This window comes from Flavobacterium chungangensis (genome assembly GCF_042654045.1).
GTDB classification, from domain to species: domain Bacteria; phylum Bacteroidota; class Bacteroidia; order Flavobacteriales; family Flavobacteriaceae; genus Flavobacterium; species Flavobacterium chungangensis.
The window spans coordinates 1-26,533 of sequence record NZ_JBHSFY010000011.1 but is presented as its reverse complement, the minus strand read 5'-3'; the positions used below and the strand labels follow the sequence as shown (position 1 = coordinate 26,533).

Sequence of the window (26,533 nt, the reverse complement as noted above, 5' to 3'; positions counted from 1 at the left end):
GCGATTTTGATTGCGGAGTTACTTGCTTGGTCTTCGACTTCGCTCAGACTGACAAAACTAGATGTAATTCTTTTTTGAATAGATTCGTAAAAAATTCCAAATTCCAATTTATATAGTAATTGGAATTTGGAATTTTTATTTTGGAATTTAACTCGACTTACTGACAGCTTTTATAAAATAAGGCGAATCGTTCCAGCGGATTTTTTTATAATTGAAATCTTTTTTCAACGATTCGGGAAGGCAGTTCCAGATGGCTTCATTCATCTTCTCGAGTAATAATTTCTTAGAGAAGGAATCGGAAACTACTAGACTTATTTCTCTTACGGGAACAGGTTCCTTGAAAGGTTTAAAAAGTCCGCCTGATTCGTTTAAGGTAGAAAGTTTTGGAATAATTGCAAATCCTAAATGCGCTCGAACTAAGTTCTTTAAGGTTTCTATCGAATTAATATCGTACGTAAATTGTTCCTTTATTTTATCGGATGTTTTTAGTCCACAGATGTCTAGTAATTGTGCGTTGTAGCAATATTCGTGATGCAATAATAACAATTCGGTTTTGTCGCCAGGCTGCATTTCGTAAAATTCATCATTCGCCATAGGATGCGTCTGATTTAAATAGGCAACAAACGGTTCTTTAAAAACAACATGTTCGATTAAATTCGGACTTCCTGTTGGCGTAGCCATAATCGCAACGTCAATTGCGCCTGTTTCTAAATCGCGCATTAAATGTCCCGTATATCCTTCTTTAATAATAAAATGCACTTTTGGTGCCACTTCTTTCATGGCCTGAATAAACAGCGGAATCAAATAAGGCGATAAAGTGGAAATAATGCCAAGTTTCAACTCCCCTTCCAATAGATTTTTTTCGTTGATTACAAAATCACGAATTTCATCGACCTCACGAAGTATCTTTTTGGCTTTATTAATAATTTCAATTCCTAAAACGGTTGGTGTCAAAGGCACTTTATTTCGATCAAAAATCTTAATTCCGATTTCTTCTTCCAGATTTTTTAACTGAATGGTAAGTCCAGGCTGCGTTACCATACAAACTTCGGCAGCTCTTGCAAAATGCCGTTCTTCGTCTAAAGCAACTATATATTTTAACTGCTGAATGGTCATGTTTTCTAGTTTATAAGGTACTGAGATGCTAAGGTACTGAGTTGCTCTTTTTTATTGTTAGTTTTTTAAGAAAACTTTGCTTTTGTTTTTATTTAGCGATTCTTAAAATACCCTATTCTATTATTTTTTTGTCTTTTAGAGGTAGTCGCTATTATTTCTCCCTGTCTATATTTACCATAATACCGCACTAAAAATACTGCGCATATACCAGCAGTAAATCCAACTACATTTTAGAAATCCCACTATTCTCCTCTATATCAAAATAAAGGATCGCAAAACTATTGCATCAAATTAACCTTAAAACAAATAGCATGAGCTTTCTAGCAAACTAAAAATCAACGAAGAAGAATGTAACAGCATGAGCAAATTCTAATGCTCTCATCCATAGAACTGACTGCCAAAGAATCGGTTTTCGGCAATGCCAAGTTCTCTAAAAAATAGATTTCAATTTAACCAACTATCACCTTATTTAAATTTCTAAAAAATGTCAAAATTCTCCGAACAGGTACATATTACCATAGAAGGCTTTACCCAAAATGTTATCTACTACAATCTTGAGCTCTCTCAAAAAATGGCAGACCACCATCATTTTTCTTTCTTTTGGCAATACACAGGAAAACCTATTATTGCTCCGCAGGATCAGGAAAAAGCCTTTAGCAATTACATTGGCAGCGAAGTCATTTTTACCTTTAAGGTAAAAGGCATCCGACTGATGTCTAAAGGAAGAATTGCATCAAATTAACCTTAAAACAAATAGCATGAGCTTTCTAGCAAACTAAAAATCAACGAAGAAGAATGTAACAGCATGAGCAAATTCTAATGCTCTCATCCATAGAACTGACTGCCAAAGAATCGGTTTTCGGCAATGCCAAGTTCTCTAAAAAATAGATTTCAATTTAACCAACTATCACCTTATTTAAATTTCTAAAAAATGTCAAAATTCTCCGAACAGGTACATATTACCATAGAAGGCTTTACCCAAAATGTTATCTACTACAATCTTGAGCTCTCTCAAAAAATGGCAGACCACCATCATTTTTCTTTCTTTTGGCAATACACAGGAAAACCTATTATTGCTCCGCAGGATCAGGAAAAAGCCTTTAGCAATTACATTGGCAGCGAAGTCATTTTTACCTTTAAGGTAAAAGGCATCCGACTGATGTCTAAAGGAAGAATTACAAAACTAGGCTCTATCGATCTGCACGGAAGCCCAGCCGGACTGCATGTAACGGGAACAAGCCATACCATTGCTCTGGATGATATGCCAAAATCCAGAATCTTTCGCGAAAAAAGCCTCCAGCAGATTGGTCTCGAAATTTTTGCAGAAGAAAACTCGGGAGAATTCTATCAGAGAGAAGCCATTGCACCTACTTATACAAAAGAATTCAGTTTTAAAATCCAGTATAACGAAACAAGCTTTGATTTCCTTAAACGCCTTTCTGCACGCTATGCCCAATGGTTTTATTTTGACGGAATGCGCATGCAGTTTGGCCAGATTAAAAACACCGAAATAAAGCTTATAAACGAATCTTCGCTGCATAACTTTAGCATCGAGGCTAACTTGGTTTCGCACAAAACTTCGTTCAGCAGTTATGATTACAATAGCGCTTCCCGCATAAAAAATGGTGCAGAAAAAACCTCCGAAGGAAGCCGAGACCGTTTTGCATCCCTTGCCGTATTTAAGCAACCTTACATTGTAAGACCCGGACTCGAAAACGGCGCGTATACCAGTAATGCTCAAAATAAAGAAGAAATTGATGAAATGGTGAAAATGCAAACCGCCGGACGCGATGCCAACAGCATATTCTACAGCGGCACTTCTTATCTGCCTATAGGTTTGGGACAGACTTTTTCTATTGAAAACAAAAACGTAGAACACCATTTATTGGCTGTTGAAATTATTCACTGCTCTGAAGTAAACGGAAATTATACCTGCAAATTTAAAGCTATTCCTGCCGATGTGGCAGCGCCGCACTACACAGACGTAACGGCATTTGCTCCCGCCGAAAGCCAGCCCGCAATAGTAATTGACAATAATGACCCTGAAAAAATGGGACGCATAAAAGTGGAGTTCTTCTGGAACGGATGGACAAGCAAAAGCGATTGGATGCGTGTGGTTCAGCCTTATTCTGGTTCTGGAAAAGGGCTTTATTTCAGACCCGAAATTGGCGAAGAAGTTCAGGTGAGTTTTGAAGCCAACAATGCAGAACGCCCGTATGTTTCTGGAACCTACTACAACGGAAAAGAAATGCCTGATTTCTTTGATGACAAAAACCGAATTAAAGGCTGGAAACTCCCTTTTGGACAGCTTTTCAAGTTTATTGAAAAAGTGGGAATCTGGCTTTCTGACCCAAGTGGAAATGAAATTCAGCTAGATGAAGAAGGCAAAAATATTAATATGACCTCTCCTGAAACAGTTACTATACGCGCTAAAAATATTGTTTTTGAGGCAAGTGAAAGTATAACGTATACAGCTGGAACTAATATCGATGGTAAAGCAGATAACAATATAACACAAAGTGCAGGCAATGACATTACAATAAGTGCAGAGGGAAATCTTTTTGAAAAAGGTAATGAAAAGATGGAATTTATTGATGAAAAAATAACTATTAATTCAGCTGAACATATTGAAATGGCGGAGAAGATTAATATAAATGCTACAAATGGAGACATGACACTAAAAGCTTCTAAAACAATTCATGCCAATAGTGGTGAAAAAAGCAATTTCAACTAAATAGTAAAAATTATGGCTATTGTAAAGAATACTAAAAACAGCATTTTAAAAGTAAACAAAAAGCATTTTGTCTCAGCAAAAGAAGTAGAAAAAACCAGCGAAACTATAAAGTTAGTTGCCACATACGGAAATATCGAATTAAACAGTACACAAAAAATTATAAAAAATGGGAACATCAATTAGTTTAGGCAATTACGAACCAGACGAAGTGCCAGAGCCTTGGGAAGAATATCAATATAGAGAATTATCTAGTGCATATTACACACAGAGTGTAAATATGGCTTTTAAAAGTGGTGATATTAATTTAGTGCACTGTATTACAGCACTAACTTCATTAGAGTTAAATAAATGTTTTACAGATTCGGAAAAAAATATTGACATATATAAAGTTCCAAGAAAATGTTATTTAAGCGCTTTGACCATTTATATGGATAATAAAGGAAAAATCGTGAAAGGAGAAAAAGTGCTGACAGAATTTAAACTGATTTATGATCACTCCGAAAAGAGACATCTTCTGGATACTTCATATAAAATAAGAAAAGAAAAAGAAGCCTGTATAGATGCCAAAGAATTGCACAAGGATATTTTAGAAAATAAAACAGTGACCTTTAGAAGTGGGAAAATTTATATCCTAAAAAAATTTCATGAATATATTAAACAGGCATCACTGTGCAACCGTAGAACCGATGTTAATTACACAAATCTAAAGGTTGCAGAAAACCGTGATGAGCTAAATAAAACCTTAAGCTTATTAGGAATAACTACAGCAGCAGTTGGTTTTATACCAGGTAAAGCACCAGTAATTGCAGACACGGCAATGAAAATTCTAGGAATGGCTTTAAGTGCAGAGCCAAGATTCAGTCTTGCAGAATATACTTATCCTATAAAAGGACCAGTTTATCTTGATAATACTACAATAATTCAAAAATATAAAAGAGAAAATTCTAATGGATACATTTCTCCTCAGAGACCAAAAGGAGATCCTGATAAAGAAAATAGAGATTTATTAAAAGAACTAGAAGACTTTGGATTGGCACTAAAATAAATTGAAGATGAAAAATTTAGCTATATTATTAAACATGTTTTTATTTATATCATGTCATAAAGAAGACACTATAAATCACTTTTTAACTAAACCAATTACTCAAAAAGAGCTAGAACTTAATGGTTTTTACAAATATTCATATGAAATTATAATAGACGATAAAGATAAAGTAGATGATACTATTCGTTCTGTAATTAAATATGATATGTATTCTAATGTGAAGCCAGAAACAAATGAAAATGGAGATATTTATCCAACTAAATTATGGAAATTTTACAGTGAAGAGTCTATAAAAAACAGAAAAAACATAGATTATCTTAAAAATGAATTAGATAATAAAATTATTACTTATTTGTTTAGAAATGATTCTTTGTTTTACAAAGATGTATCCATTGAGTTTTTTGATAAAACTGAAAAAAAAGTTCCAAATCTTACAAGTAGAAAAAAGATTATTAATTATTATAAAAAAAATAAAATTCCAATAGAACCCAAAATAAAGAATGCTAATGAAGGAGAAAAATATGCTACACAATTTATAATTGACGGCTATTTTACTCGTTTTTTTTACTCTAACAAAGAAGATAATTTTGAGATGTTTACAAATTATTTAACCACTTCAACTGCCTACCCGATTAAAGAAGATTGGTATTCCGGTCACATTTATAAAGTATATTATTTTGACTAAATGAAAAAATTCAATTGTATTATTTGTAACATTTATATTGATGTCTTGTCATAAAAAAGATACAATTAACCACTATTTACCTGACCCAATAACACAGCAAGAATTATCGGATAATGGATTCTATAAATACTCATACACTGATACAATTGATGATGTTAAAAATAAAAGCACGAATAGATACATGACAAAATACAAAATGTATTCAAATGTGAGACCAGAAAATAAAGATAATCCATTTTATCCCATGCAATTAGTTGGGTTTTACAAATCAGATTCAGTTAAAAATAAACAAAGTATTCAATACATCAAAAATCAATTAAATAATAGAATTATTACCTATCTGTTTAGAAATGATTCTTTGTTTTATAAAAATGTAGTAGTATTTCCTCATGATCAAGAAATTGAAGAAATAGCTGATTTAAGTTCTGAAGAAAAAATCAAAAAGTATTATAGCGATCTGAAAATTCCAATAAGTATAATTATAGAAGGTAATAGGAGTAAAAAAAACTACCCCACTTTGTTTCGAATAAATAATTACAAAACGAGTATTTATCACTCAATAGAAGATAAATCCTATAACAACTTATCGAAAATTAGCCCCGATAGTGAAATTACCATGTTACTAAATGTTGATGATAGTTTTACAAAAATGACTATCATCTTAAAAAATGACTACAAACAAATCGAACTAAAAAAATGCAAAACTAAAATTTTCCTGATAGACAAAAGAGCAGAAGAAATTTTGAAGAATCAATAAACTAAATAAAGATTATGTATTCCGAAAAAATATTAGACGACATTCATATTATATTTCCATATCAAAGAAAGTATGAATATTATATAGTTATAAATAATCAAACAGAAGCAAAGTTTATATTCAATAGAAGTTTGAAGTTTGAAGATGAAATAATGGTAATGTATATAGATTCTTATGGTAATTTAATGTCAAACAATAAAAATTTAAAAGTTACAATTGACAAAAGTGAAACAGTACTATTTAAGAAATATAGAGAACAAGTCATCTTAAGTAATAACTTGACAGTTACAATATTGCCAATGAAAGACATTCAGGAAATTGCTAATAACACATTTTATCTTGATCATCAACGCCACATTGTAGATTTTGTTAATCTAATAGTAAAAGATAATGATAATATATTACCACTCTTTTTTGTTTAGAATTTAAATAGAACCCCCATAGCGCGGATTTCTAATCCGCACAATCACAAATAAAGGAAATATTAGCTAAAAAAAAAAGAACTTATGAAATCCATTAGTTTTATTGTTATAAAAAAATTATTATTCTTTACACCATTAATATTATTTGTGAGCTGCTCCTCTAATAAAATCGATAAAGATAAAATTATAGGTTCTTGGTATTTTGTGAGTTATACCGATAAATCTTTTTCAAAATCAGAATTATATGATTTTGAAGAAAAATTCGGAAATCCACCAGAAGGTTGGATAAATAATTTCAATTATACCTTCAAAGCAGATAACACGTATGAATATAAAATTTATGGTGTTTTAACCAACAAAGGAATATACTCAATTTATCAAGATAATCTAATAATATTAGATGATAAAATGGAATCAAAAAAAGATACTTTGAAGATAGAGTTTTTAGATGATAAGTTTTTACAAGTCGGTAAAAGTAATTATGGGACAGAAAGATTATCCATATACTTCAAAACGGATTACAAATTTCCTGAAATTAAAGTAAATAAATAAAACCCGATAGCGCGGATTTCCAATCCGTGCACTCAAAGATCGGTTTGGTTCTCTATTTTAAATACAAAATAAAAGCTGTATGATTCGTTGTAGCTTCTGTCTTGATAATTTGTGTTGTGTCTTATTGTTGCGGGCACGGTTGGAAAATGTGCACTATCAGGAAAATTAATACTTAAGAATTTTACTACTTTTAATACTATTAAACCAACTTCTTTTTTAATATATTTGCAGTCCTAAAAGTTAAGACATGATTACAGAAAAAAAGTTTGCCCGTGTGGTATGGTGGCGGTATTGGAAACAACTGCAACGCGTTCTTAACTGCGTAGGACACCTAACCTGCGCGGGTTTTATATTTCCCTAAAAGTTAAGATTATGAGTACCAAAACCCTTTCAAAAGAAGCCGAAATCGGTCTAATGAATTTCTTCAACGACAGAATTGACCCACTCGATATGGCGAGAGCCATAAGACAGGTAAATCTAACCCTCGCATTGGGCGTTCTAAACGATCAAGAAAACATTCAGTTAAACGCTGCCAAACTTGGAGACAGCTTCTATTGGCTCAATGAACTAGCCGAAATTTTAGATCCTTATCTGGATTTGGAGTAAAAGGTTTGTTTCTTTTTGAAAAAATTAAAACCCTTGGTCTTGGAAAAGATTGAGGGTTTTGTTTTGGAAAATACAGTAGAAATACTCTTTTGTTAATTAGTCATTATTGTTACACTTGTTGATAAATTTATTGCCTAAAGAAAACTTCATCAAAATAATTTTATTCCATTTCAGTATGTTTGTGTTACTCACAATTATTGAATCAGTCAGACACAAATTATATTATGATTCTAATCTGCATTTAATTTAAAGAATATTAAACCTATGGAAATATTATATCTCTGGATAAGAAACTACAAAAATATAAATCACAAAGGATTTAATTTATCAAGTAAAATTACGTTTGAAACTATTGTTGAGAGTCTATTACCTGAAGATACATTGGAAATTTCTATTAACGAATATGAAGGTGATTTATCATTTAATATTTTTCCAGATAATATAATTGATATAAAAGCAATAATAGGAGAAAATGGAAGTGGCAAAACTAATCTTATGTTTTCAATACTTGATTTTTTTTTAAGCAAAACAAGTAATCTAAAAGGTTTTTTAATTACAACTGAAAGCATTATTGTTAGAGATAAGATTAATTTTAAAAAAGTTCCAGAAAAAATTTTAAACAAAAAAATTAGCTACATATTTCCTGAAGATATTTTTAATTTCAATAATAATAGTTCTAAAAATAAACTTGAAAGAAAAGATGTTTTTTATAAATATAAAAGTAATTTAATGGAGACCTACTTCGAAAAAAATTACATTATTTATTATTCTCCCTTTTTAAACTTAGATAATGTTCATAATATTGATAATATTGAAAATGATTACTCAAAATGGGAAAATCAAAGAGCAAACTTTATAAACATCTCAACCGAAAGCACCATAATTAGTGATTATCAAACACTTAACAACAACGATAGTTATTTAATTACAGGTGAAAGTGAATTATTAGCATTTAAATATGAAGAGTCTAAAAGAATCTTAAATTTCTTAAAAGTTGTTAATGATTACAATTTTAAAATTAAATTTCCAATCTTCTCAATCGGTATTGAATTTACAAATTTCAGTAATCGATTTTGGAAAAGTATTGATAAAATAATCTCTCCTAATTCCTCAGGAAGTAAACATCAAATTGAAGAGATTTTAAACTTTGACTTGCAACAAGTAAAATCAGATCAAGAGTATTTTTTTAAATTTTTATCACAATCAATTACTTATTGTTTTTTAAGTTATGAATTAAAAACATATTACAATTTTTCAACCGAGGAAGAATTTCCTATTGTTAAATTAGTAAACAACCTGAAAACTAATTATGATTCAAAATTAGATAATTTTAAAGCATTATCTGATTATATATTAAAAACTGAAATTTATGGTGAAGCCAAAAATCTAATAGTCAATGATCTTACAAATATTAAAGAATATTTTGAAATAAAGTTCAAATCTAAAGAAATTATTTGTAACGGAATGTTTGGCTTTATAATACCAAAGTCAAGTATTAACAAATTGATTGAAGATTTTCTAAGCCCTCCCCTTAGTTATATACCAGTATCGAATGATCAAAGTGTAGTTCTTAATATGTTTGGATTTAATTTCAATGGATTAAGTTCTGGTGAACGTAACTTTCTATCTTTATTTTCAAGGATAAATATTTATAAAGAAAGATTTATAAAAAAAAATCGCAATATATTATTCCTTATCGATGAAGGAGAAATTGGATTTCATCCACAGTGGCAAAAAATGTATTTAAAAATACTTTTTGATTTTTTAGAAAATTTTTTCCCTAATAACAACATACAATTAATTATTAGTACACATTCTCCATTTCTGGTTTCTGATTTACCTAAAGAAAATATAATTTTCTTAAAAAAAGACAAGAACAAAATGACTGAAATAAGTGACATCAAAAATCATAAATTAACTTTTGGAGCCAATATTAATGATATTTTGGCTAATGATTTCTTTTTACAAAATGGATTTATGGGAGAATTTGCTAATGAAATTATTGAATCAATTATAGGTGTTTTAAACTATTTCAGATTTCTTATATTAAAAACTAATTTGGAGAAGGATGAAAACATGGATGAAAAAATTAAAGAAGAGGAGATAACCAAAATTAATCTAGAAATCAAATTATTAAAAAATAAAAATAGCCTTGAAGTTTCAATAAAAGATATTGAAAATGAGAAAAAAAATGGTAAAATTTTAAAAACTATAAATATAATTGGAGAGCCAATAATAAAATACAAACTTTTAGAAATGTATGATGAGATTTTTTTAGAAAACAGAAAAAATGTAAGAATAGAAAAAATAAAACGTCTGATGAGAGAAAATGGGGTAACGAACGAAGATTTAAGGTTATGATTTATATAAATCCATTAGATTCAAATATAGTTTTAGCACGAGAAAATCATTTTATGAAAATTAAATGTTTCATAAATAAAAAAATCGGTGGTACAAACTGTACCGACTCATCTTGTAATATTTGCAAATCTCAGATAGTTCCATTACAAAAAATAAATTTTAGAATTAAAAACTTTTTAATTGATCCTTTAAATTTAGAATTGCTTTTAACATCAAGTCCTGAAAATCTTTATGATTTGAATATATATTTCTGGAAAGAGATATTTCCTTTATTTAATTTTGATGACTTACTCGTCTATTTTAACAGAAAAAATATTTCAAAGAATTCAAGATCTCCATATAAACCCTTTTCAGAAATATTAATAAACTATTACTTGAAAGATTTAAACAGAATAATCAATTATGATTGGTTTATAGACAAGAATAATAAATATTATTCTGCTTATGATTTATCCAACAATCTTGATAGAAATACTTGTACATATTGCAATAGAGTTTATACTTCTACTATAATCAACAGACATGGAAAAAAAGTTATTAGACCTACTCTTGATCACTGGTTTCCTCAGAGTGATTTCCCTTTATTGGCCTTATCCTTTTATAATTTAATACCATCTTGTTCTAGTTGTAATAGTTCAATTAAGGGAGCAACAAACTTTAATCTAAATGATCACATTCATCCTTATGTTGATGAATTTCAAACAAATGATTTTATTTTTAAGTATAGATATAATTCTACATTAAACAATTACAGAATATATTTACAAGATGTAAACAATTTTAATAGTAAAGCTAGGAAAACTTTAGAGAAAATGTACGTTGATGATATGTATAATTCACATCAATCTGAGTTAAAAGATTTAATCAAAATAAAAAAAAATTATTCCAAATCATATATTGAGAGTATTGAAGACTTATTTGGCAATAAACTTTCTAAAGACGAAGTTTATCGAATTCTTTTTGGTGTTGAATTTAGTTTAACTGATTATCATAAATTACCTCTAAGTAAATTTAAAAATGATATTTTAAAAGATCTAGATATCATATAATATTATTTAAAATTGATTTTTTTTAAAGAATAACTAAATATAGAGAGTCTGCATAAAACAGACTCTTTTTCATTCATTCAAATTAAAATCACCCCAAACTCATCCCCCCATCCATAATAACATCCGCCCCAGTCATAAACACAGCAGCATCACTACTTAGATAGGAAACCATTTGAGCCACATCTTCTGCCCTTCCCATTTGTTTTAGCGGAACTTTTTCTACTACGACATCCATGATGCCTTTTACGGTGGTTTCGTCTAGACCTACTTTGTTCATGACTTCGGTTTGAGTTGGTCCTGGGCTAACTGAATTGACACGAATCTTTCTTGGCGCTAATTCTAAAGCCGCCGATCTCATAAACGAATTCAAAGCAGTTTTACTCGCCGAATAAACCGAAGATCCCGGACCCGGCATACTTGCAGTGTTCGAAGAAAGAAATACTACCGAAGCGCCATCTTTCAAAATCGGGATAAATTTGCTTAAAGTAAAAAAAGCACCTTTTAGATTCACATTCATAATGCTGTCGTACAATTCTTCCGTAGTTTGTTCAATTGTTCCTAAACCTGCAATTCCTGCATTGATAAACAAAATATCAACCGAACCAAAATCAGTTTTTACCTTTTCAGTCAGTTTTTCGATATCCGAAATATTAGATTGGTCTGCTGTAATGGCTGTAACGCCCAATTCTAAAGCTGCTTTTTCTATCGCCTCTTTTCTTCTTCCTGTAATAATTACTTCTGCACCCTGATTTTTTAATAATTGGGCTGTAGCATATCCTATTCCACTGTTTCCGCCAGTTATCACTGCCACTTTATTTTTTAAATTATCCATTTTATATGTGTTTTAAATTAATGAGACAAAGGTAAATTCAAAATGGTGTAACTTTGTAACCAGTATCATAGAGTATACCAGAAGTACATTTTAACATTAAAATAGTATTGAAAAATAAGTTTTAGTAAAAAGTCTCATTTTAATGTTAAATATTGAATTTGCATTCTTTACTTTTTTGGTTAAAATTCTTCGATTTATTTAGATTTTTAAATCAATTCTCTTAATTTATTTTTAAAACTTCATTAAACGCCTGTTAAATCTTAATCAGAATTCATTGAAAATTCTGCAGAAAAAGGTATATTTGAGTAATACAGAAATTCATTATCGTGCAAGAAAAAACAAAATCACATAGTTTTATATTTCCAAAAACTCCTACTGGAGTTGACGGATTAGATGAGATTACAGAAGGAGGATTTCCGCAAGGACGACCAACTTTAATCTGCGGTGGAGCGGGATGCGGTAAGACTTTATTGTCTATGCAGTTCCTTATAAAAGGAATTACAGAGTATAACGAACCAGGAGTTTTCATGTCTTTTGAAGAACCTTCAGACGACTTAACTCTAAATGTTAAATCATTAGGCTTTGACCTTGAACAGCTTAAAAAAGATAAAAAGCTTGTTGTAGATCATGTTCGCGTTGAAAGATCAGAAATTGAGGAAGCGGGCGAATACGATCTTGATGGCTTATTTATTCGTTTAGGACATGCTATAGATTCTATAAAAGCGACTCGTGTTGTATTGGATACCATCGAATCGCTGTTTGCTGGTCTGGACAATCAAGCCATTTTACGAGCAGAATTGCGAAGATTATTCCATTGGCTTAAAACCAAGGGCGTAACTGCCGTTATTACAGGAGAACGCGGCGAGGCTACATTAACCCGTCAAGGTCTTGAAGAATACGTTTCGGACTGCGTAATTGTTCTCGATCATCGTGTAATTGAACAGGTTTCGACTAGAAGGCTTCGAATTGTAAAATACAGAGGTTCAACACATGGAACAAATGAGTATCCGTTTTTAATTGACGAAGACGGAATTTCAGTTCTTCCTATTACTTCTCTGAAGTTGGATAACGAAGTTTCCTCAGATATTATCTCTACAGGTGTTCCCGGACTAAATGAAATGTTTCATGGCGGCGGTTTCTACAGAGGAAGTAATATTTTGGTTTCGGGAACGGCGGGAACGGCTAAAACGACAGTTGCCTGTTATTTTGCTAATGAACAATGCGAAAAGAACGAAAAAACCATTTATTTTGCTTTTGAGGAATCACCGCATCAATTGGTGCGCAACATGAAATCAATCGGAATTGATTTGGAAAAACACATCAAAAAAGGCATTTTGCAAATACATTCTTCCCGTCCGTCATTAAATGGTTTAGAACTGCATTTGCTTACGCTTAGAAAGTTAATCAAAGAGTTTGAACCTACTACCATTATTATTGACCCGATCAGTAATCTTATTTCGGTAGGAAGCGAACATGAAGTACGCTCTATGCTGGTACGATTAATTGACATGCTGAAAGCCAATAATATTACAGCCATGTTCACGTCATTAAACAAACAAACCGACACTGTTAGACCTGATCTGGCAGAAGAATCGGTTTCGTCATTGGTGGATACCTGGATTACGGTTCGCGATATGGAAGGCGTTGGCGAAAGAAACCGTGGTATTTTTATCATCAAAGCGCGCGGAATGGGGCATTCTAACCAAGTTAGAGAATTTGTCATAACGAGTAACGGAATCGAATTATTAGATGTAGAATTAGGTCCGCAGGGAATTTTGACGGGAGCAGCAAGACAGTCTTATCAATTCAAAAAAACCATCTCGGATATTAAGCTTCAAAACGAAATAAGCCGAAAAGACAGGGAGATTGAGCGTAAACGCAAAGTCCTTGAGGCGAATATTGAAGCATTGAGAACAGAATTTGAATCGGCTGAAGAAGAACTAAGCATCCTTAAAGCAACAGAAGAATTGCAGGAAAAACTGTCTTCTAAGAAAAAATAAATAAAATGAAAAAAGAAGTAGCCGAATGGCAATTATTGCTTTATATAGCAGGGCAAACGCCAAAATCGATCAAGGCGCTCGAAAACATAAAGAAGTATGCCGAGGAGCATCTAAAAGGAAAATACAGCATCGAGATTATCGATTTGCTGAAGAATCCGCAATTGGCAGAAGGCGATCAGATTTTGGCCGTACCTACTTTGGTGCGTAAATTTCCCGAGCCTATTCGTAAAATTATAGGTGACCTTTCTAATGAAGAAAGAGTGCTTGTAGGGCTGAACATCAAACCTATAAACTCTTAATCATGGAAGATTCATCTGATGGCACTAGTACAACCAAACATAAGTTTATGCTTTTTGTTTCAGGTATGTCTGTTAAATCAGGACATGCAATCGAAAATATACGCAAAATTTGCGATGCCTATCTCACCAACAATTATGAATTAGAAATTGTTGATATCAGCCGTGATAAAGAACTGGCTGTGATTCATCAAATTGTAGCCATTCCTACCTTGATCAAAACACATCCAGAACCTAAAAGAATCATTTTAGGAGATTTATCAGATAAAGAAAAAGTATTATACATACTTAATATAAGCAAATAAATTGAAGGAAGATAAAAAAAATATTGCCGCTCTATTAGCCGAAATTGAGTCATTGAAAGAAGAACTTTATGAGTCAAACAGTATTGTTAATGCTATAAAACAAGGAGATGTTGATGCGCTTGTGGTAACCAGTAACGGAGTTCCCGAGCTATATTCTCTAGAAACTGCCGATTATACGTATCGTCTTCTTATAGAGAAATTCGGTCAGGGCGCATTGAGTATTTCAAGAAATGGATTGATACTCTACTGCAATGAGCAATTTTCAAAATTAGTCGGTCTACCTTCAGAAAAAATAACAGGAACGTACATTTATGAATATTTTACAAACCAAACACAGTTTGTTTCTATTATAGAAGCACTGAGATATGGAATTACTAAACATGAAATACTTCTAAAATCGGAGAATGAAAAAACTTTTCCAGCTTATATCGCTTTAACTGATCTGGAACCTTCTGTAGAAGCTATTGGGGTTGTGATTACCGATTTGACCGAAAAGAAAAAGCATGAGGAAGCTCTAATTCGCCATCAGAAAGAATTGGAAGAAAAAATAAACGAACTGAATAAAATCAATCGTAATCTCGAGGAATTTATTCATGTGATCTCCCACGATTTAAAAGAACCGCTGCGGAAAATTGTCATGAATACCAGCAGAATTGACGGAAGCTATTTTAAAGAAGCCGATACAAAAGCTATAAATGTCATGAAATTATCGGCTTTAAGATTAAATTCGCTTGTAGACGATTTAGTGCAGTATTCTTCGCATACCGCGCAGGAAGAACGAACAGAAATAGATTTAAGAACCATCATTTCGGAAGTTATTGAGGATTTTGAAATTATAATTGCTGATAAAAAAGCCGTTATCAAAACAGGAAAACTTCCCATTATTAAAGCTTCTCGCGTACAGATGAGACAGCTTTTCTCTAATCTTATTTCAAACGCCATTAAATATAGCAAAACAGATATTGCTCCTATAATAGAAATTTCGCAGGAAGAAAATTTAGATAGTGAAATACCGAATCAAAATGCTAAATTTGTAAAGGTTCAGATAAAGGACAACGGTATTGGAATGGAAGAAAGCCATTTGCTTAAAATATTTGTCATTTTTCAGCGCCTGCATGCCAGAAACGAATACTCAGGAAACGGTATTGGCCTCGCGATCTGTAAAAAGATAATGGAAAATCATTCTGGAAATATTACCGTTGAAAGCACATTGAACAAAGGAACCATATTTAACCTTTACTTCCCGATTTTATAAAATGCCGGAAAAATATAATTTACATATCGTAATTGCTGAAGATGACATAGATGATGCAGATGTTATTACAGAAACTTTTACCAAAAATCCAAACTTTAGTAAAGTCAGTCTTGTTGCTAATGGCGAGGAACTGCTTAATTATCTAAAAAACGGTTCGAACGAAAATCCAGATGTTATTCTTACCGATATCAATATGCCCATTATTGACGGTATTGAAGCTTTGCAAGAAATCCTTAGCAATGATGAATTAAAAAAAATTCCGTGTTTTGTATATTCCACAAGCATTAATCCTTCTTACAAAGAAAAATGCGATGATATGGGTGTAAAAGCCTATTTGATTAAACCGTATTCTTTTGAAGCTTTCGCTGAAATTCCGAAAACTATTTTGAGCATTATTGAAGATTAAATTTTCGTTACATCTTTATTTTTTTTCATTATTTTAGATTTACGGTATAACTTTGTAACCAGTAAATTTTCTAAACTAATGCTGTTTTGTTATGGAAAGAAATCAGAAAGAAGAAGTACAAGCGCTTCAAGACACATTGCATGTTTTGGGCGGTAAATGGCGGTTGCCCATCATCAATTCCATCTGTAACGGAAATAACCGTTTCAGGGAAATCGAACGCAGTATTCCGGGAATTACGACACGTATGCTTTCGCGAGAACTCAAAGAAATGGAGATCAATATGCTGATCAAAAGAACTGAAGATCGTGATGCCGAAATTCAGGTTAAATACGAATCGACGCCGTATTGCAAATCTTTCGGTCCAGTAATCGAAGAAATGATTAGATGGGGAAAATTACATCGTAAAGAGATTATTCGAAACTCTTAAAATATTCTCCCGCAGATTTTGCAGATTATGCAAATCAAAAAAAAAAAAAAAATCTGCTTTATCAGCTAAATCTGCGAGAAAAAAAAATAGAGAAACTTTAATTTTTTTCTTAAACACATAGAAACATAGATTTTTTTATTTCAGAAAGAATTAAAAAAGAAACTAGTTTCTAACACATAGTCTCAGCACGAAACGAACTTTGTCAAAGTGCGAAACTTTAATAAAGTTTAAACCTATGTGAATTAATGTTAGTGAAACGCCTTTACCTAAAATCTAAAACTATGTTTTTATGTGTTTAGAAAGAAATCAACACGAAGCCAACTTTGTCAAAGTTCAAAACTTTGACAAAGTTTAAGCTATCAAGAGAAAATCACATAGAAAGAATCAAAACACTCTCAAATAAACTTAAAAAGCGCTTAAAAATGCTTTTTTTTATCATTTTTAGCTATAAAAGTTCTATCTTACAAAAAAGGCAAAAGCCGATTCTGTTGGCCCTATCGGCAGTATAAACTTTAAAAACTACAAAAAAATGAAACAACTATTACAGTGGACCATCATTATTCCAATCCTTTCGTGGGTTCTTTTATTTAGCGGACTGATCGCCGACAGCAGCTTATTTCAGATTGTTGCTAGTATATTGCTTATTCTGAGCGTGATGTCTGCCGTACATCATTCCGAAATCATTGCAGAACGCGTTGGAGAACCTTACGGAACCATAATTTTGGCTATTTCTATTACTGTAATTGAAGTTTCTATAATTGTATCTTTAATGCTTTCTGAAGGTTCTGAAGCCGCTTCTTTGGCCAGAGACACTGTTTATGCCGCCACGATGCTGATCCTGAACGGAATTATAGGCTTGTGTCTACTTATTGGGAGCATTAAACATTACGAACAGAATTTCTCTACTTCTTCGGTAACGATTGGTTTGGTTTCGCTTATTTCGATTATTGTATTTACACTGGTTTTCCCCACTTTTACAGAAAGTGTTCACGGTTCTTATTATTCAACGCCTCAATTAATCTTTGCTTCTATTGCCTGTCTGGTTATTTACGGTTCTTTTTTGTTCGCACAAACCAAAGGGTATCGCCAATATTTTTTAACCAATACTACGAGCGAAGACGAATCTAAAACACATCCAATCGAAATTAATAATAAAACATTTTATACAAGTCTTGTTTTTCTATTGGTGAGTTTAGGAATTGTGGTCTTACTAGCCAAAACCCTCTCGCCTACTATCGAAACTATTATTATAAGTCACAATCTTCCAAAATCTTTGGTTGGGGTTGTAATCGCCATCATTATTTTATTGCCAGAAGCGATCGCAGCGATAATTGCTGCCAAAAAGAACAGATTGCAAACGAGTCTAAACCTAGCTTTAGGTTCTGCGCTTGCCAGTATTGGCTTAACTATTCCAACTGTTGCGCTCGTTTGTATCTTATTAGGAATTCCAATTGTTTTAGGGCTTGATATTAAATCTATTGTCCTTTTGGCACTATCAGTATTTACCGTAATGCTTTCTCTTAGCAAAGGAAAATCGAATATCGTTTACGGTGTTGTGCTTTTAGTCAATTTGTTTGCTTATATGTTTTTGATGATTTATCCTTAAGCTTTCAATTGATTTTAGTCACTTAAATGTATACTCGGATTCGATTCCCGGCGACTCTAAACTGTAAAATCAATACTTACAGGCTTTTTTATCATTTTTTTTAAAACAGCGTCAATCCAAAACTCCATCCTATCCATCCCAGAATATCTTTGCTGTTATTGTTGATTATAGTATAGCGTTTGGTACGATCCTGAACAAATGTAGAAGTATTTACGTTCCCGTTTTTATCTTGTTTCTCAGACCAATAAAAATTTAAAGAAGGTCCTGCAGATAGCGCTACGCCTTTACACAATTGAAAAGAAAAGGAAGAATCAAATTTAGATAAGGAATTATAGATGTCCCAATTTCCTAAATGAAGATACTGCGTGCTAAATTCAGGATTATAAGTAAAACGTTTCCCTAACGGAATGTTCTTTCCTAGTCCGATTCCGAAAGAAAACAGCTTTTCTTCATCGTTTCTATCGCTTCTTCCCGCCATTAAAATAGTATACATTTTATGGTCTCCTGTTTTTACAGCAAGATTTATATCTGAAATTTCGTTGCTTGTAATGCTGATTTTTTTATAACCGCCTTTTTTAAAGTTTAAAAGACCAAAACTATAACCAGACGGTGAATCTGTAATGTTGACCAATCCAAATTGGACTCCATGTAATTCTTTGGCGTAATTAAAAAGACCTGTAATTTGAGCACCTCGCACGGTATCTTTTCCAATATTGTAAATTCCAGAAAGCTGTAATCCGTTTTGCGAACCCTTTACTGTATTACCAATTCCTGCAATTTGAAGTCCTTTAGAATCTTTATATACATTGTTATAAATACCACCCATTTGCAAACCGACTTGTGAACCTTTTACACTATTATGAATACCGCTTACTTGCAATCCTCTTAAATTTCCAAAAACATTATTATATATTCCGGCTAACTGAACTCCGTTTACAGATCCTCCAACGGTATTAAATATTCCGGCTATTTGAAGCGCGTCAACATTCATACGATTGATGTTGTAAAGTCCTGCCATTTCAAGCCCACGAACTCCAGCATTATAACCTCCTAATATATTTAGCGAAAAATTATTGACAATTTGCGTATTCAGCATTCCTCTTGTACTGATACTCGGAATTAAAGAAGCCTGCAAAGGAACCTTAGAAATAAATCCTCCTAGATTGAGCGCTTGTATTTTTTGTTTGGAAGAAATAAAGAAACGGCCAATTCCTGATCGTTCAATTGCAGAGAAATCTCCATCAATATAATCTGTTTTATTTTTTTTGTCTCCCATCTGAATTTTAATTTCAGAAAGAAAAACCATCGTCACCGTTTTATAATTCTCCTTAACGGCTGTAAGTTCTATAGCTTGAGGTGCATTTTTTAATCGAAGTTCAAAAAAACCATCTTTATTAGTTAAGGTAGACACTAGTGCATTCTTCTCTAATACACTCACATTTTCAATACGCATATTAGTTTGTGTATCTACAATATAACCAATTACAATTTGCTGTCCGTCACTCATAACAGTGTTTTTTTCTAACACAAGAGCAAGTTCTAAAGGCGCATAACGAACAATAACAAATCCTGGCGATTCTTTAAATTCATATTTGGCACCCAACAATTGATCCAGAACTCCTTTTATAGTATTATTATCGGTATGAATGCTAACGACGCTATCTTTTACAGCTAGTTTGCCATAATAAGCAAATCTAAAATTTCCTTTTTCTTCCATTAAGTCCAAAACGCTACCTAATGGCTTCTTATGTGCCTGAATAGAAATTTCATTTTCTAATACCGATTGTGCATTTGCTTTAAAAAAGATACCCGAAATAAGGGTTAAAAAGACGGCTGTAAAAACAAACTTTATGTTTCTTGGCATATAAAAGGGATATAATAATTTAATGAATTAAATCTTGGATCCAATGATTGGGTTTCCAAAATTACCTCAATTCCTATATTTTCAATAAACATTTTTATATTTTTTTACTTCTTTTTTCTTACGAACAGTAAACGGCTTCCAATAAAAGTAGTTCACAATTGACATTAGCAGTATTACAACGATATAGTTGAAAAACAGTCCTAATAAGCGTATTTTTTACACATAAAAAGTATCACAATAAAGACCAAAAGTGAACGATTTTACCCCTTATTTTTCAGCATTTTTCTCTAACTTAGCGCTCTACATTTTGAAATGTAAGATTAAAATAACCATTGTTTTGCTGCAAAACATTGAATGAAAAAGAATTACCATACTTTCTCTTACTTTTTGCTGCAAAAACATTTCTTCTAATAATTTAGTTAATTGAAAACTATGAGCAAATTTGATTTTGGAATTGTAGGACTCGGCGTAATGGGTCGTAACCTACTTTTAAATATCGCCAGCCATAACTTTGCGGCTGCAGGTTTAGACTTAGACACCGAAAAAGTCAATTCTCTTCAACAAGAAACCGATGCCGACCACACTATTGAAGCGACGACAGATGTAAAACATTTTGTAGAGCTTATTCAGCAGCCAAGAGCAATTATGTTATTGGTTCCTGCGGGAAAACCAGTTGACAGCGCTATCGCGAGTTTATTGCCTCACTTAGATAAAGGAGACATTATTATTGACGGTGGAAACACTTATTTTACAGATACGGACAGAAGATTCATTGAATTGTCTGAAAAAGGAATCCACTTCTTCGGAATGGGAATTTCGGGCGGTGAAAAAGGCGCTCGTTTCGGTCCTGCTATGATGCCAGGGGGAGATCAAAAAGCATACGAAAGATTACGTCCTATTTTTGAGGCAATTGCAGCAAAAGTAGATGGCGAACCTTGTGTAGAATATTTAGGAAATGGTTCTGCTGGAAACTATGTGAAAATGGTTCATAACGGAATAGAATACGGAATCATGCAATTGATCTCTGAGATTTATGACTTAATGAAAAGAGGTTATAACTTAGATGACGAAACGATTCAGAAAACTTTTGAAGAATGGAACCAAACTGATGATTTGAGATCGTACCTGATTGAAATCACTGGGAAAATCCTAAAACAAGAAGATACAGACGGAGGTCTTTTAATCAATAAAATTTCGGATTGGGCAAGATCTAAAGGAACAGGAAAATGGACTTCGCAAAATGCGATGGATTTACAAGTTCCAGTTCCGACAATCGACGCAGCGGTTAACATGCGTGATATGTCTAAAACAAAACCAGAAAGAATTGAAGCGGCTAAAAAATTAGTTTGGAACGCTAGCGAAACAAATGTTTCTCAAAGCGAAGCAATTGCGGCTTTAAAATCGGCTTTATACTTTTCTATCGTGGTGACTTATGCTCAAGGTTTAGCACAGCTTCACACAGCTTCTAAAGAATACAACTACGGATTAAATCTAGAAACAGTTGCTAAAATCTGGCGTGGAGGATGTATCATCCGTGCTACCATTTTAGAAGATTTCAGAAAAGCATACGTAGCAAAATCAGATTTGCCAAATTTACTTTTGGATGGCGGAATTGCTTCAAAATTAGTAGAAAACCAAGCAGGAATGAGAGTTGCAATTCAGTTTGCTGTTCAAAAAGGATTGCCTGTTTCAGGATTAATGAACTCGTTATCTTATTTTGATGCTTATAGATCTGCTAATCTTCCAACTAATTTGATTCAGGCACAGCGTGATTATTTTGGAGCGCATACTTACGAGCGTATCGACAAAGAAGGCGTTTTCCATACACAATGGGCTGAATAAACAATTAAAGCAACACAACTACACACAATGACTAAAAATAAACTAAAGAATCCAACCATCATTGTTATTTTTGGTGGAACTGGAGATCTAGCAAAAAGAAAGCTCTTCCCTGCTTTCCAAAATCTGTACCTTGACGGACGTATGTCTGAACAGTTTCAGATTATTGCTCTTGGTAGAGCTGAAAAAACCAATGAAGATTTTCGCGCTTATGTAGCAGAAAATCTAAATCTATTCTCAAGAAGAAAAGGGGTTGATGATCCAGAAACAGAAAAGTTTCTTTCGCACATCTCTTACCACAGTCTTGATATCGATAAAGAAGAATCGTACATTGGATTAAATGAAAAAATAAACAATTTTGACCTTGCTTTTGGCGAACGTTCTAATCGTCTTTTCTATCTTTCGATTACGCCTTCTTTCATTTCAACGATTTCAAGCAACATCAAGAAAATCGGACTTGCTGCAAATCCGAAACAAGATCGTATTATTATCGAAAAACCTTTTGGTTACGATAAAGCTTCTGCAATTGAGTTGAATGAAATGCTTTCGCAGACATTCAAAGAAGAGCAGATTTACAGAATTGATCACTATTTAGGAAAAGAAACGGTTCAAAATATTTTGGCTTTCCGTTTTGGAAACTCAATGTTCGAACCTTTATGGAGTCGTAATTTTATTGATTTCGTGCAAATTACCGTTGCAGAAGAAGTTGGCGTTGAAGAACGAGGCGGATTCTATGAAGGTGTTGGTGCATTGAAAGATATGATTCAGAACCACTTGTTTCAGATTTTATGTATGACAGCTATGGAAGCGCCTGCTTCTTTGAATGCTGATGATATTCGTAATCGAAAAGCAGATGTTTTAAAATCAATTCGACGTATTAAACCAGAAGAAGTTGATCATTATATTGTAAGAGGTCAGTATGATGCTGGAGAAATAAAAGGAGTTCCTGTTCCGGGTTACCGTCAAGATAAAGGCATTGCGCCAGATTCTAATACAGAAACTTATGTTGCCATGAAAATCTATTTGGACAACTGGAGATGGCAGGGAATTCCGTTCTACTTGCGTTCAGGAAAAAGAATGGAAGAAAAACAATCTTCGATTATTATTCAGTTTAAACCAGTGCCACATTCTTCATTTTCATACGGAAAAGAAGGCATGACACCAAACCGATTGATTATCAACATTCAACCTTCAATGGACATTAAACTGCAGTTTATGACCAAAAAACCAGGTTTATCCATGTCTTTAAGACCTGCAGAAATGGTTTTTGATTATTTTTCTTGTTCTACAATGTCACCAGAAGCTTATGAAACCCTAATTGCAGATGCATTATTGGGAGATCCTACCCTATTTATGCGTTGGGATCAGGTAGAAGAAGCTTGGGATGCAATTGAAACGATTCAGCAAGTTTGGAAAACAACGCCTCCAAAGAATTTCCCAAATTACAAAGCAGGAAGCTGGGGACCTGAAGAAGCAGATGAATTGTTAGCGCGCCAAGGCCATAAATGGATTCCGAATACACAAACAAAAGAAGAAGTTTTAAATGATACAGATACACAATAATACAGAAGAAATTAATACTGCAGCTGCAGATCTTTTCGTAGAATCAGCTCAAAAAGCAATTGCTGCAAAAGGCAAATTTACAGCTGTGCTGACAGGAGGTTCTTCTCCTGATGGGATTTACAGATTATTAGCTTCTGATGCTTACAAAAGCAAAATCGACTGGAATAAAGTTTATATTTTTTGGGGAGATGAAAGATGGGTTCCATTAAACGATGATTTGAGTAATGCTAAAATGTCTTACTCCACTTTATTGAGCCACGTTCCTATTCCGCAAGAAAACATTTTTGAAATGTACAAAGACGGTGTTACGCCAGAAGAATATGCTGCTGAATACGAAAAGTCTATTAGAACTGTTTTGGGCGAAGAAGGTAAATTTGACCTGATTCTTTTAGGAATGGGAGATGACGGACATACAGCTTCTCTTTTTCCAGGAGAAGCAGTTCTTGAAGAGCAAACTAAATGGGTTGATGCTTATTATTTAGCTCCTCAAAAAATGTATCGAATCACGCTTACTGCTCCAATAATCAATAAAGCAGAAAAAATTGTAGTGGTGGCTTTTGGAGAAAAGAAAATCAACGCTTTGAAAGAAGTGACAACTGGAGAATACAATCCGACTTTATACCCAATGCAATTGATTAAACCAGTTTCTGGTGAATTATTGTTTTTAGTGGATAAAGTTGCTGCTGGAACAAACTAAGAAATTATTTATTTCCATATAATTCAAGGTCTATACTGAAAAGTGTAGACCTTATTTTTTTGATATTTTTTTTCACGCAGATTTTGCAGATTTAGGCAGATCTAAACAAATCAATTAAAAAAAATCTGCGCGAATCTGCTTAAATCCTTTTTAATCTGCGTGAAACTCTAAAACCCAGCCAAACAAATACAAATCACTGAAAAACAAATATTTACACAAACTTATTTCTTTTTTAATTAATTTTGTCTTATACTCTCCGGATCAAACTATCATTATAAGCATTACCCTTCTTCTTTCGAGCTTTTACACTGATTATATAATTTCAAATCCATTTTGCGATGAAATATAATTACTTTCTAATTGCTGTTTTTTTTCTTTTTATTTCCTGTAAAGACAAAAACACAGAACCCAAATCAGTTAAAGTCAGTGCTTCGAAAGGGTGCTATATTCCGAAAACGAACGATAAAGATTGGTACACCCAAAACAAGAAAGCGCCAAAGTTTAAAGGTCTTAATGGTGTGAATTTTAAAATTACGACCAATAATCCAGAAGCGCAGGAATATTTCAACCAAGGAATGATGCTGGCGTACGGATTCAATCACGCCGAAGCTGCAAGATCTTTTTATGAAACTTCTCGTTTAGATCCGAATTGTGCCATGGCATATTGGGGATTTGCTTATGTTTTAGGTCCGAATTATAATGGCGGAATGGAAGAAGATAATTTTCAGCGTGCTTATGATGCGGCTCAAAAAGCTAAAAAGCTTTCTGGAAACTGTTCTCCAAAAGAAATCGCTATGATTGATGCTTTATTGGTGCGTTATGTTAAAAATCCTCCTGTGGATAGAAAACCACTTGACATTGCTTATGCCGAAGCTATGAAAAAAGTATATATTCAGTTTCCTGCAGATCCAGATATTGGCGCGCTTTACGCGGAATCCCAAATGAATCTCCATCCGTGGGATTTGTATGAAAAAGGCACTGGAATACCTAAAAAATGGACTCCAGAAATACTTGCCGTTTTAAACGAATTGATTACAAAAAATCCGAAGCATCCGGGCGCGCATCATTTTTTGGTTCATGCGGTTGAAGCTTCGGCACACCCAGAAAACGGACTTAAAAGTGCTAAATTACTAGAAACTTTAGTACCAGGTTCAGGACATTTGGTGCACATGCCATCTCATATTTACATTCGAACGGGAAATTACCATCAAGGGACGCTTTCAAATATTGAAGCTGTTCGAATTGATAGTTTGTATTCCACAGCCTGCAATGCGCAAGGCGCTTATCCTCTAGCATATTATCCGCACAATTATCATTTTTTGGTAGCTACAGCGGCCTTAGAAGGAAATTCAAAATTGGCTTGGAAATCGGCTCAAGTATTACAACAGCATATATCTCCCAAAATCATGCGTGAGGCCGGCTGGGGAACTCTACAGCATTATTACAGTATTCCGTATTATATAGCCGTAAAATTCTCGATGTGGGATAAAATTATGGAGATTCCACAACCTGAAAAAGATCTCGTTTATCCAAATGCGATTTGGCATTATGCCAGAGGAATGGCGCATCTCGGAAAAAATGATATTACCAATGCCGAAAAACAGCTTGCTTCTCTTAACCAATTAGCTCAAGATAAAACCTTAAAAGAGGTTACCATTTGGAATATTAATACCACTTACGATCTTGTTCAAATTGCTACCAATGTACTTTCAGCGGGAGTTGAAGCCAAAAGGAATAATTTGGATAAAGCAATTTCTCTTTTAAACAAAGCAATCGCAATCGAAGATCAGTTAAATTACAATGAACCACCAGATTGGTTTTTCTCCGTAAGACATTATTTAGGAGATGTTTTACTTAAAGCTGGAAAATATGCCGAAGCGGAAAAAATCTACAGACAAGATTTACAAACGCTCCCAAAAAACGGCTTCGCCTTAATCGGACTTTATAATGCTTTAACCGCACAGAAAAAAGAAAAAGAGGCTTTACAAATTGCACTGCCCCCAAAAAGTTAGACGCTATTTGGGGGCATTTTTATGGAAAGAAAAGTCAAGCACAGCTATGAATTCAAACTTGAGTGTGTAGAATTAGTAGTTGTTAAACATTATTCATTTGCATT

The 26,533-nt window shown here is 33.0% G+C and carries 25 protein-coding genes; 22 read left to right on the top strand and 3 right to left on the bottom strand.

Going from position 1 to position 26,533, the window contains the following annotated elements; all coding sequences use genetic code 11:
- Positions 1-147 precede the first annotated feature (147 nt).
- On the bottom strand, positions 148-1,116 hold the full coding sequence (locus tag ACFO3N_RS16750) for a hydrogen peroxide-inducible genes activator (protein WP_379799598.1): 969 nt from the start codon (positions 1,114-1,116) through the stop codon (positions 148-150).
- A gap of 484 nt (positions 1,117-1,600) precedes the next feature.
- Between ACFO3N_RS16750 and ACFO3N_RS16745 the strand changes: the two genes are divergently transcribed.
- The 11 genes from ACFO3N_RS16745 (at position 1,601) to ACFO3N_RS16695 (ending at position 11,327) form a co-directional block, all read left to right on the top strand.
- Positions 1,601-1,858 (top strand): hypothetical protein, encoded by a 258-nt coding sequence (locus ACFO3N_RS16745; protein ID WP_379799595.1) that lies wholly within the window; start codon positions 1,601-1,603, stop codon positions 1,856-1,858.
- A 189-nt stretch (positions 1,859-2,047) separates the two neighbouring features.
- The gene (locus ACFO3N_RS16740) at positions 2,048-3,850 is read left to right on the top strand and encodes a type VI secretion system Vgr family protein (RefSeq protein ID WP_379799593.1); all 1,803 of its coding nucleotides are present in this window, start codon (positions 2,048-2,050) and stop codon (positions 3,848-3,850) included.
- 12 nt (positions 3,851-3,862) lie between these two features.
- Positions 3,863-4,033, top strand: a complete 171-nt coding sequence (locus ACFO3N_RS16735) for a hypothetical protein (protein WP_379799591.1) — start codon at positions 3,863-3,865, stop codon at positions 4,031-4,033.
- Positions 4,017-4,895, top strand: a complete 879-nt coding sequence (locus ACFO3N_RS16730) for a hypothetical protein (RefSeq protein ID WP_379799589.1) — start codon at positions 4,017-4,019, stop codon at positions 4,893-4,895. The genes ACFO3N_RS16735 and ACFO3N_RS16730 overlap by 17 nt, the downstream gene beginning before the upstream one ends.
- Before the next feature lie 7 nt (positions 4,896-4,902).
- A complete protein-coding gene (locus ACFO3N_RS16725; RefSeq protein ID WP_379799587.1) occupies positions 4,903-5,580 on the top strand; it encodes a hypothetical protein in 678 nt (225 codons plus the stop codon).
- Positions 5,581-5,620: 40 nt separating this feature from the next.
- Positions 5,621-6,337, top strand: a complete 717-nt coding sequence (locus ACFO3N_RS16720) for a hypothetical protein (RefSeq protein ID WP_379799585.1) — start codon at positions 5,621-5,623, stop codon at positions 6,335-6,337.
- Between the two features lie 14 nt (positions 6,338-6,351).
- Positions 6,352-6,759, top strand: coding sequence for a hypothetical protein (locus tag ACFO3N_RS16715; RefSeq protein ID WP_379799583.1), 408 nt, complete (start codon positions 6,352-6,354; stop codon positions 6,757-6,759).
- Between the two features lie 84 nt (positions 6,760-6,843).
- Entirely contained in the window at positions 6,844-7,311 is a 468-nt protein-coding gene (locus ACFO3N_RS16710) for a hypothetical protein (RefSeq protein ID WP_379799581.1), read from the top strand.
- Positions 7,312-7,683: 372 nt separating this feature from the next.
- Positions 7,684-7,917, top strand: coding sequence for a hypothetical protein (locus ACFO3N_RS16705; RefSeq protein WP_095931884.1), 234 nt, complete (start codon positions 7,684-7,686; stop codon positions 7,915-7,917).
- 264 nt (positions 7,918-8,181) lie between these two features.
- Entirely contained in the window at positions 8,182-10,278 is a 2,097-nt protein-coding gene (locus ACFO3N_RS16700; protein ID WP_379799579.1) for an AAA family ATPase, read from the top strand.
- A complete protein-coding gene (locus tag ACFO3N_RS16695) occupies positions 10,275-11,327 on the top strand; it encodes a hypothetical protein (protein WP_379799576.1) in 1,053 nt (350 codons plus the stop codon). The genes ACFO3N_RS16700 and ACFO3N_RS16695 overlap by 4 nt, the downstream gene beginning before the upstream one ends.
- A gap of 88 nt (positions 11,328-11,415) precedes the next feature.
- Here the strand turns inward: ACFO3N_RS16695 and ACFO3N_RS16690 are convergent, their stop codons facing one another.
- Positions 11,416-12,159, bottom strand: coding sequence for an SDR family oxidoreductase (locus tag ACFO3N_RS16690; protein ID WP_379799574.1), 744 nt, complete (start codon positions 12,157-12,159; stop codon positions 11,416-11,418).
- Positions 12,160-12,485: 326 nt separating this feature from the next.
- On the opposite strand from ACFO3N_RS16690, the gene kaiC reads away from it, so the two are divergent.
- From kaiC to ACFO3N_RS16655, 7 genes are all read left to right on the top strand, one after another.
- Positions 12,486-14,159: a circadian clock protein KaiC gene (kaiC, locus tag ACFO3N_RS16685; RefSeq protein ID WP_379799572.1), complete on the top strand. Its 1,674-nt coding sequence runs from the start codon at positions 12,486-12,488 to the stop codon at positions 14,157-14,159.
- A gap of 5 nt (positions 14,160-14,164) precedes the next feature.
- Entirely contained in the window at positions 14,165-14,458 is a 294-nt protein-coding gene (locus ACFO3N_RS16680; RefSeq protein ID WP_095927489.1) for a circadian clock KaiB family protein, read from the top strand.
- A 2-nt stretch (positions 14,459-14,460) separates the two neighbouring features.
- On the top strand, positions 14,461-14,760 hold the full coding sequence (locus tag ACFO3N_RS16675; protein WP_379799570.1) for a circadian clock KaiB family protein: 300 nt from the start codon (positions 14,461-14,463) through the stop codon (positions 14,758-14,760).
- 1 nt (position 14,761) lies between these two features.
- The gene (locus tag ACFO3N_RS16670) at positions 14,762-16,015 is read left to right on the top strand and encodes a sensor histidine kinase (protein WP_379799568.1); all 1,254 of its coding nucleotides are present in this window, start codon (positions 14,762-14,764) and stop codon (positions 16,013-16,015) included.
- A 1-nt stretch (position 16,016) separates the two neighbouring features.
- A complete protein-coding gene (locus ACFO3N_RS16665) occupies positions 16,017-16,421 on the top strand; it encodes a response regulator (RefSeq protein ID WP_379799566.1) in 405 nt (134 codons plus the stop codon).
- 91 nt (positions 16,422-16,512) lie between these two features.
- The gene (locus ACFO3N_RS16660) at positions 16,513-16,848 is read left to right on the top strand and encodes a winged helix-turn-helix transcriptional regulator (RefSeq protein WP_379799564.1); all 336 of its coding nucleotides are present in this window, start codon (positions 16,513-16,515) and stop codon (positions 16,846-16,848) included.
- A gap of 529 nt (positions 16,849-17,377) precedes the next feature.
- Positions 17,378-18,454, top strand: a complete 1,077-nt coding sequence (locus ACFO3N_RS16655; RefSeq protein WP_379799562.1) for a calcium:cation antiporter — start codon at positions 17,378-17,380, stop codon at positions 18,452-18,454.
- Between the two features lie 100 nt (positions 18,455-18,554).
- Here ACFO3N_RS16655 and ACFO3N_RS16650 read toward each other — a convergent pair whose 3' ends face one another.
- Positions 18,555-20,318: a hypothetical protein gene (locus tag ACFO3N_RS16650; RefSeq protein ID WP_379799560.1), complete on the bottom strand. Its 1,764-nt coding sequence runs from the start codon at positions 20,316-20,318 to the stop codon at positions 18,555-18,557.
- 432 nt (positions 20,319-20,750) lie between these two features.
- Here ACFO3N_RS16650 and gndA point away from each other — a divergent pair, with 432 nt between their 5' ends.
- The 4 genes from gndA (at position 20,751) to ACFO3N_RS16630 (ending at position 26,429) form a co-directional block, all read left to right on the top strand.
- The gene (gndA, locus tag ACFO3N_RS16645; protein WP_379799558.1) at positions 20,751-22,160 is read left to right on the top strand and encodes an NADP-dependent phosphogluconate dehydrogenase; all 1,410 of its coding nucleotides are present in this window, start codon (positions 20,751-20,753) and stop codon (positions 22,158-22,160) included.
- A 27-nt stretch (positions 22,161-22,187) separates the two neighbouring features.
- A complete protein-coding gene (gene zwf, locus ACFO3N_RS16640; RefSeq protein ID WP_379799556.1) occupies positions 22,188-23,720 on the top strand; it encodes a glucose-6-phosphate dehydrogenase in 1,533 nt (510 codons plus the stop codon).
- Positions 23,701-24,417, top strand: a complete 717-nt coding sequence (pgl, locus tag ACFO3N_RS16635) for a 6-phosphogluconolactonase (protein WP_379799554.1) — start codon at positions 23,701-23,703, stop codon at positions 24,415-24,417. Before zwf ends, pgl begins: the two co-directional genes overlap by 20 nt.
- Positions 24,418-24,755: 338 nt before the next feature.
- Positions 24,756-26,429 (top strand): tetratricopeptide repeat protein, encoded by a 1,674-nt coding sequence (locus tag ACFO3N_RS16630; protein ID WP_379799552.1) that lies wholly within the window; start codon positions 24,756-24,758, stop codon positions 26,427-26,429.
- The last annotated feature ends 104 nt before the right edge of the window (positions 26,430-26,533 follow it).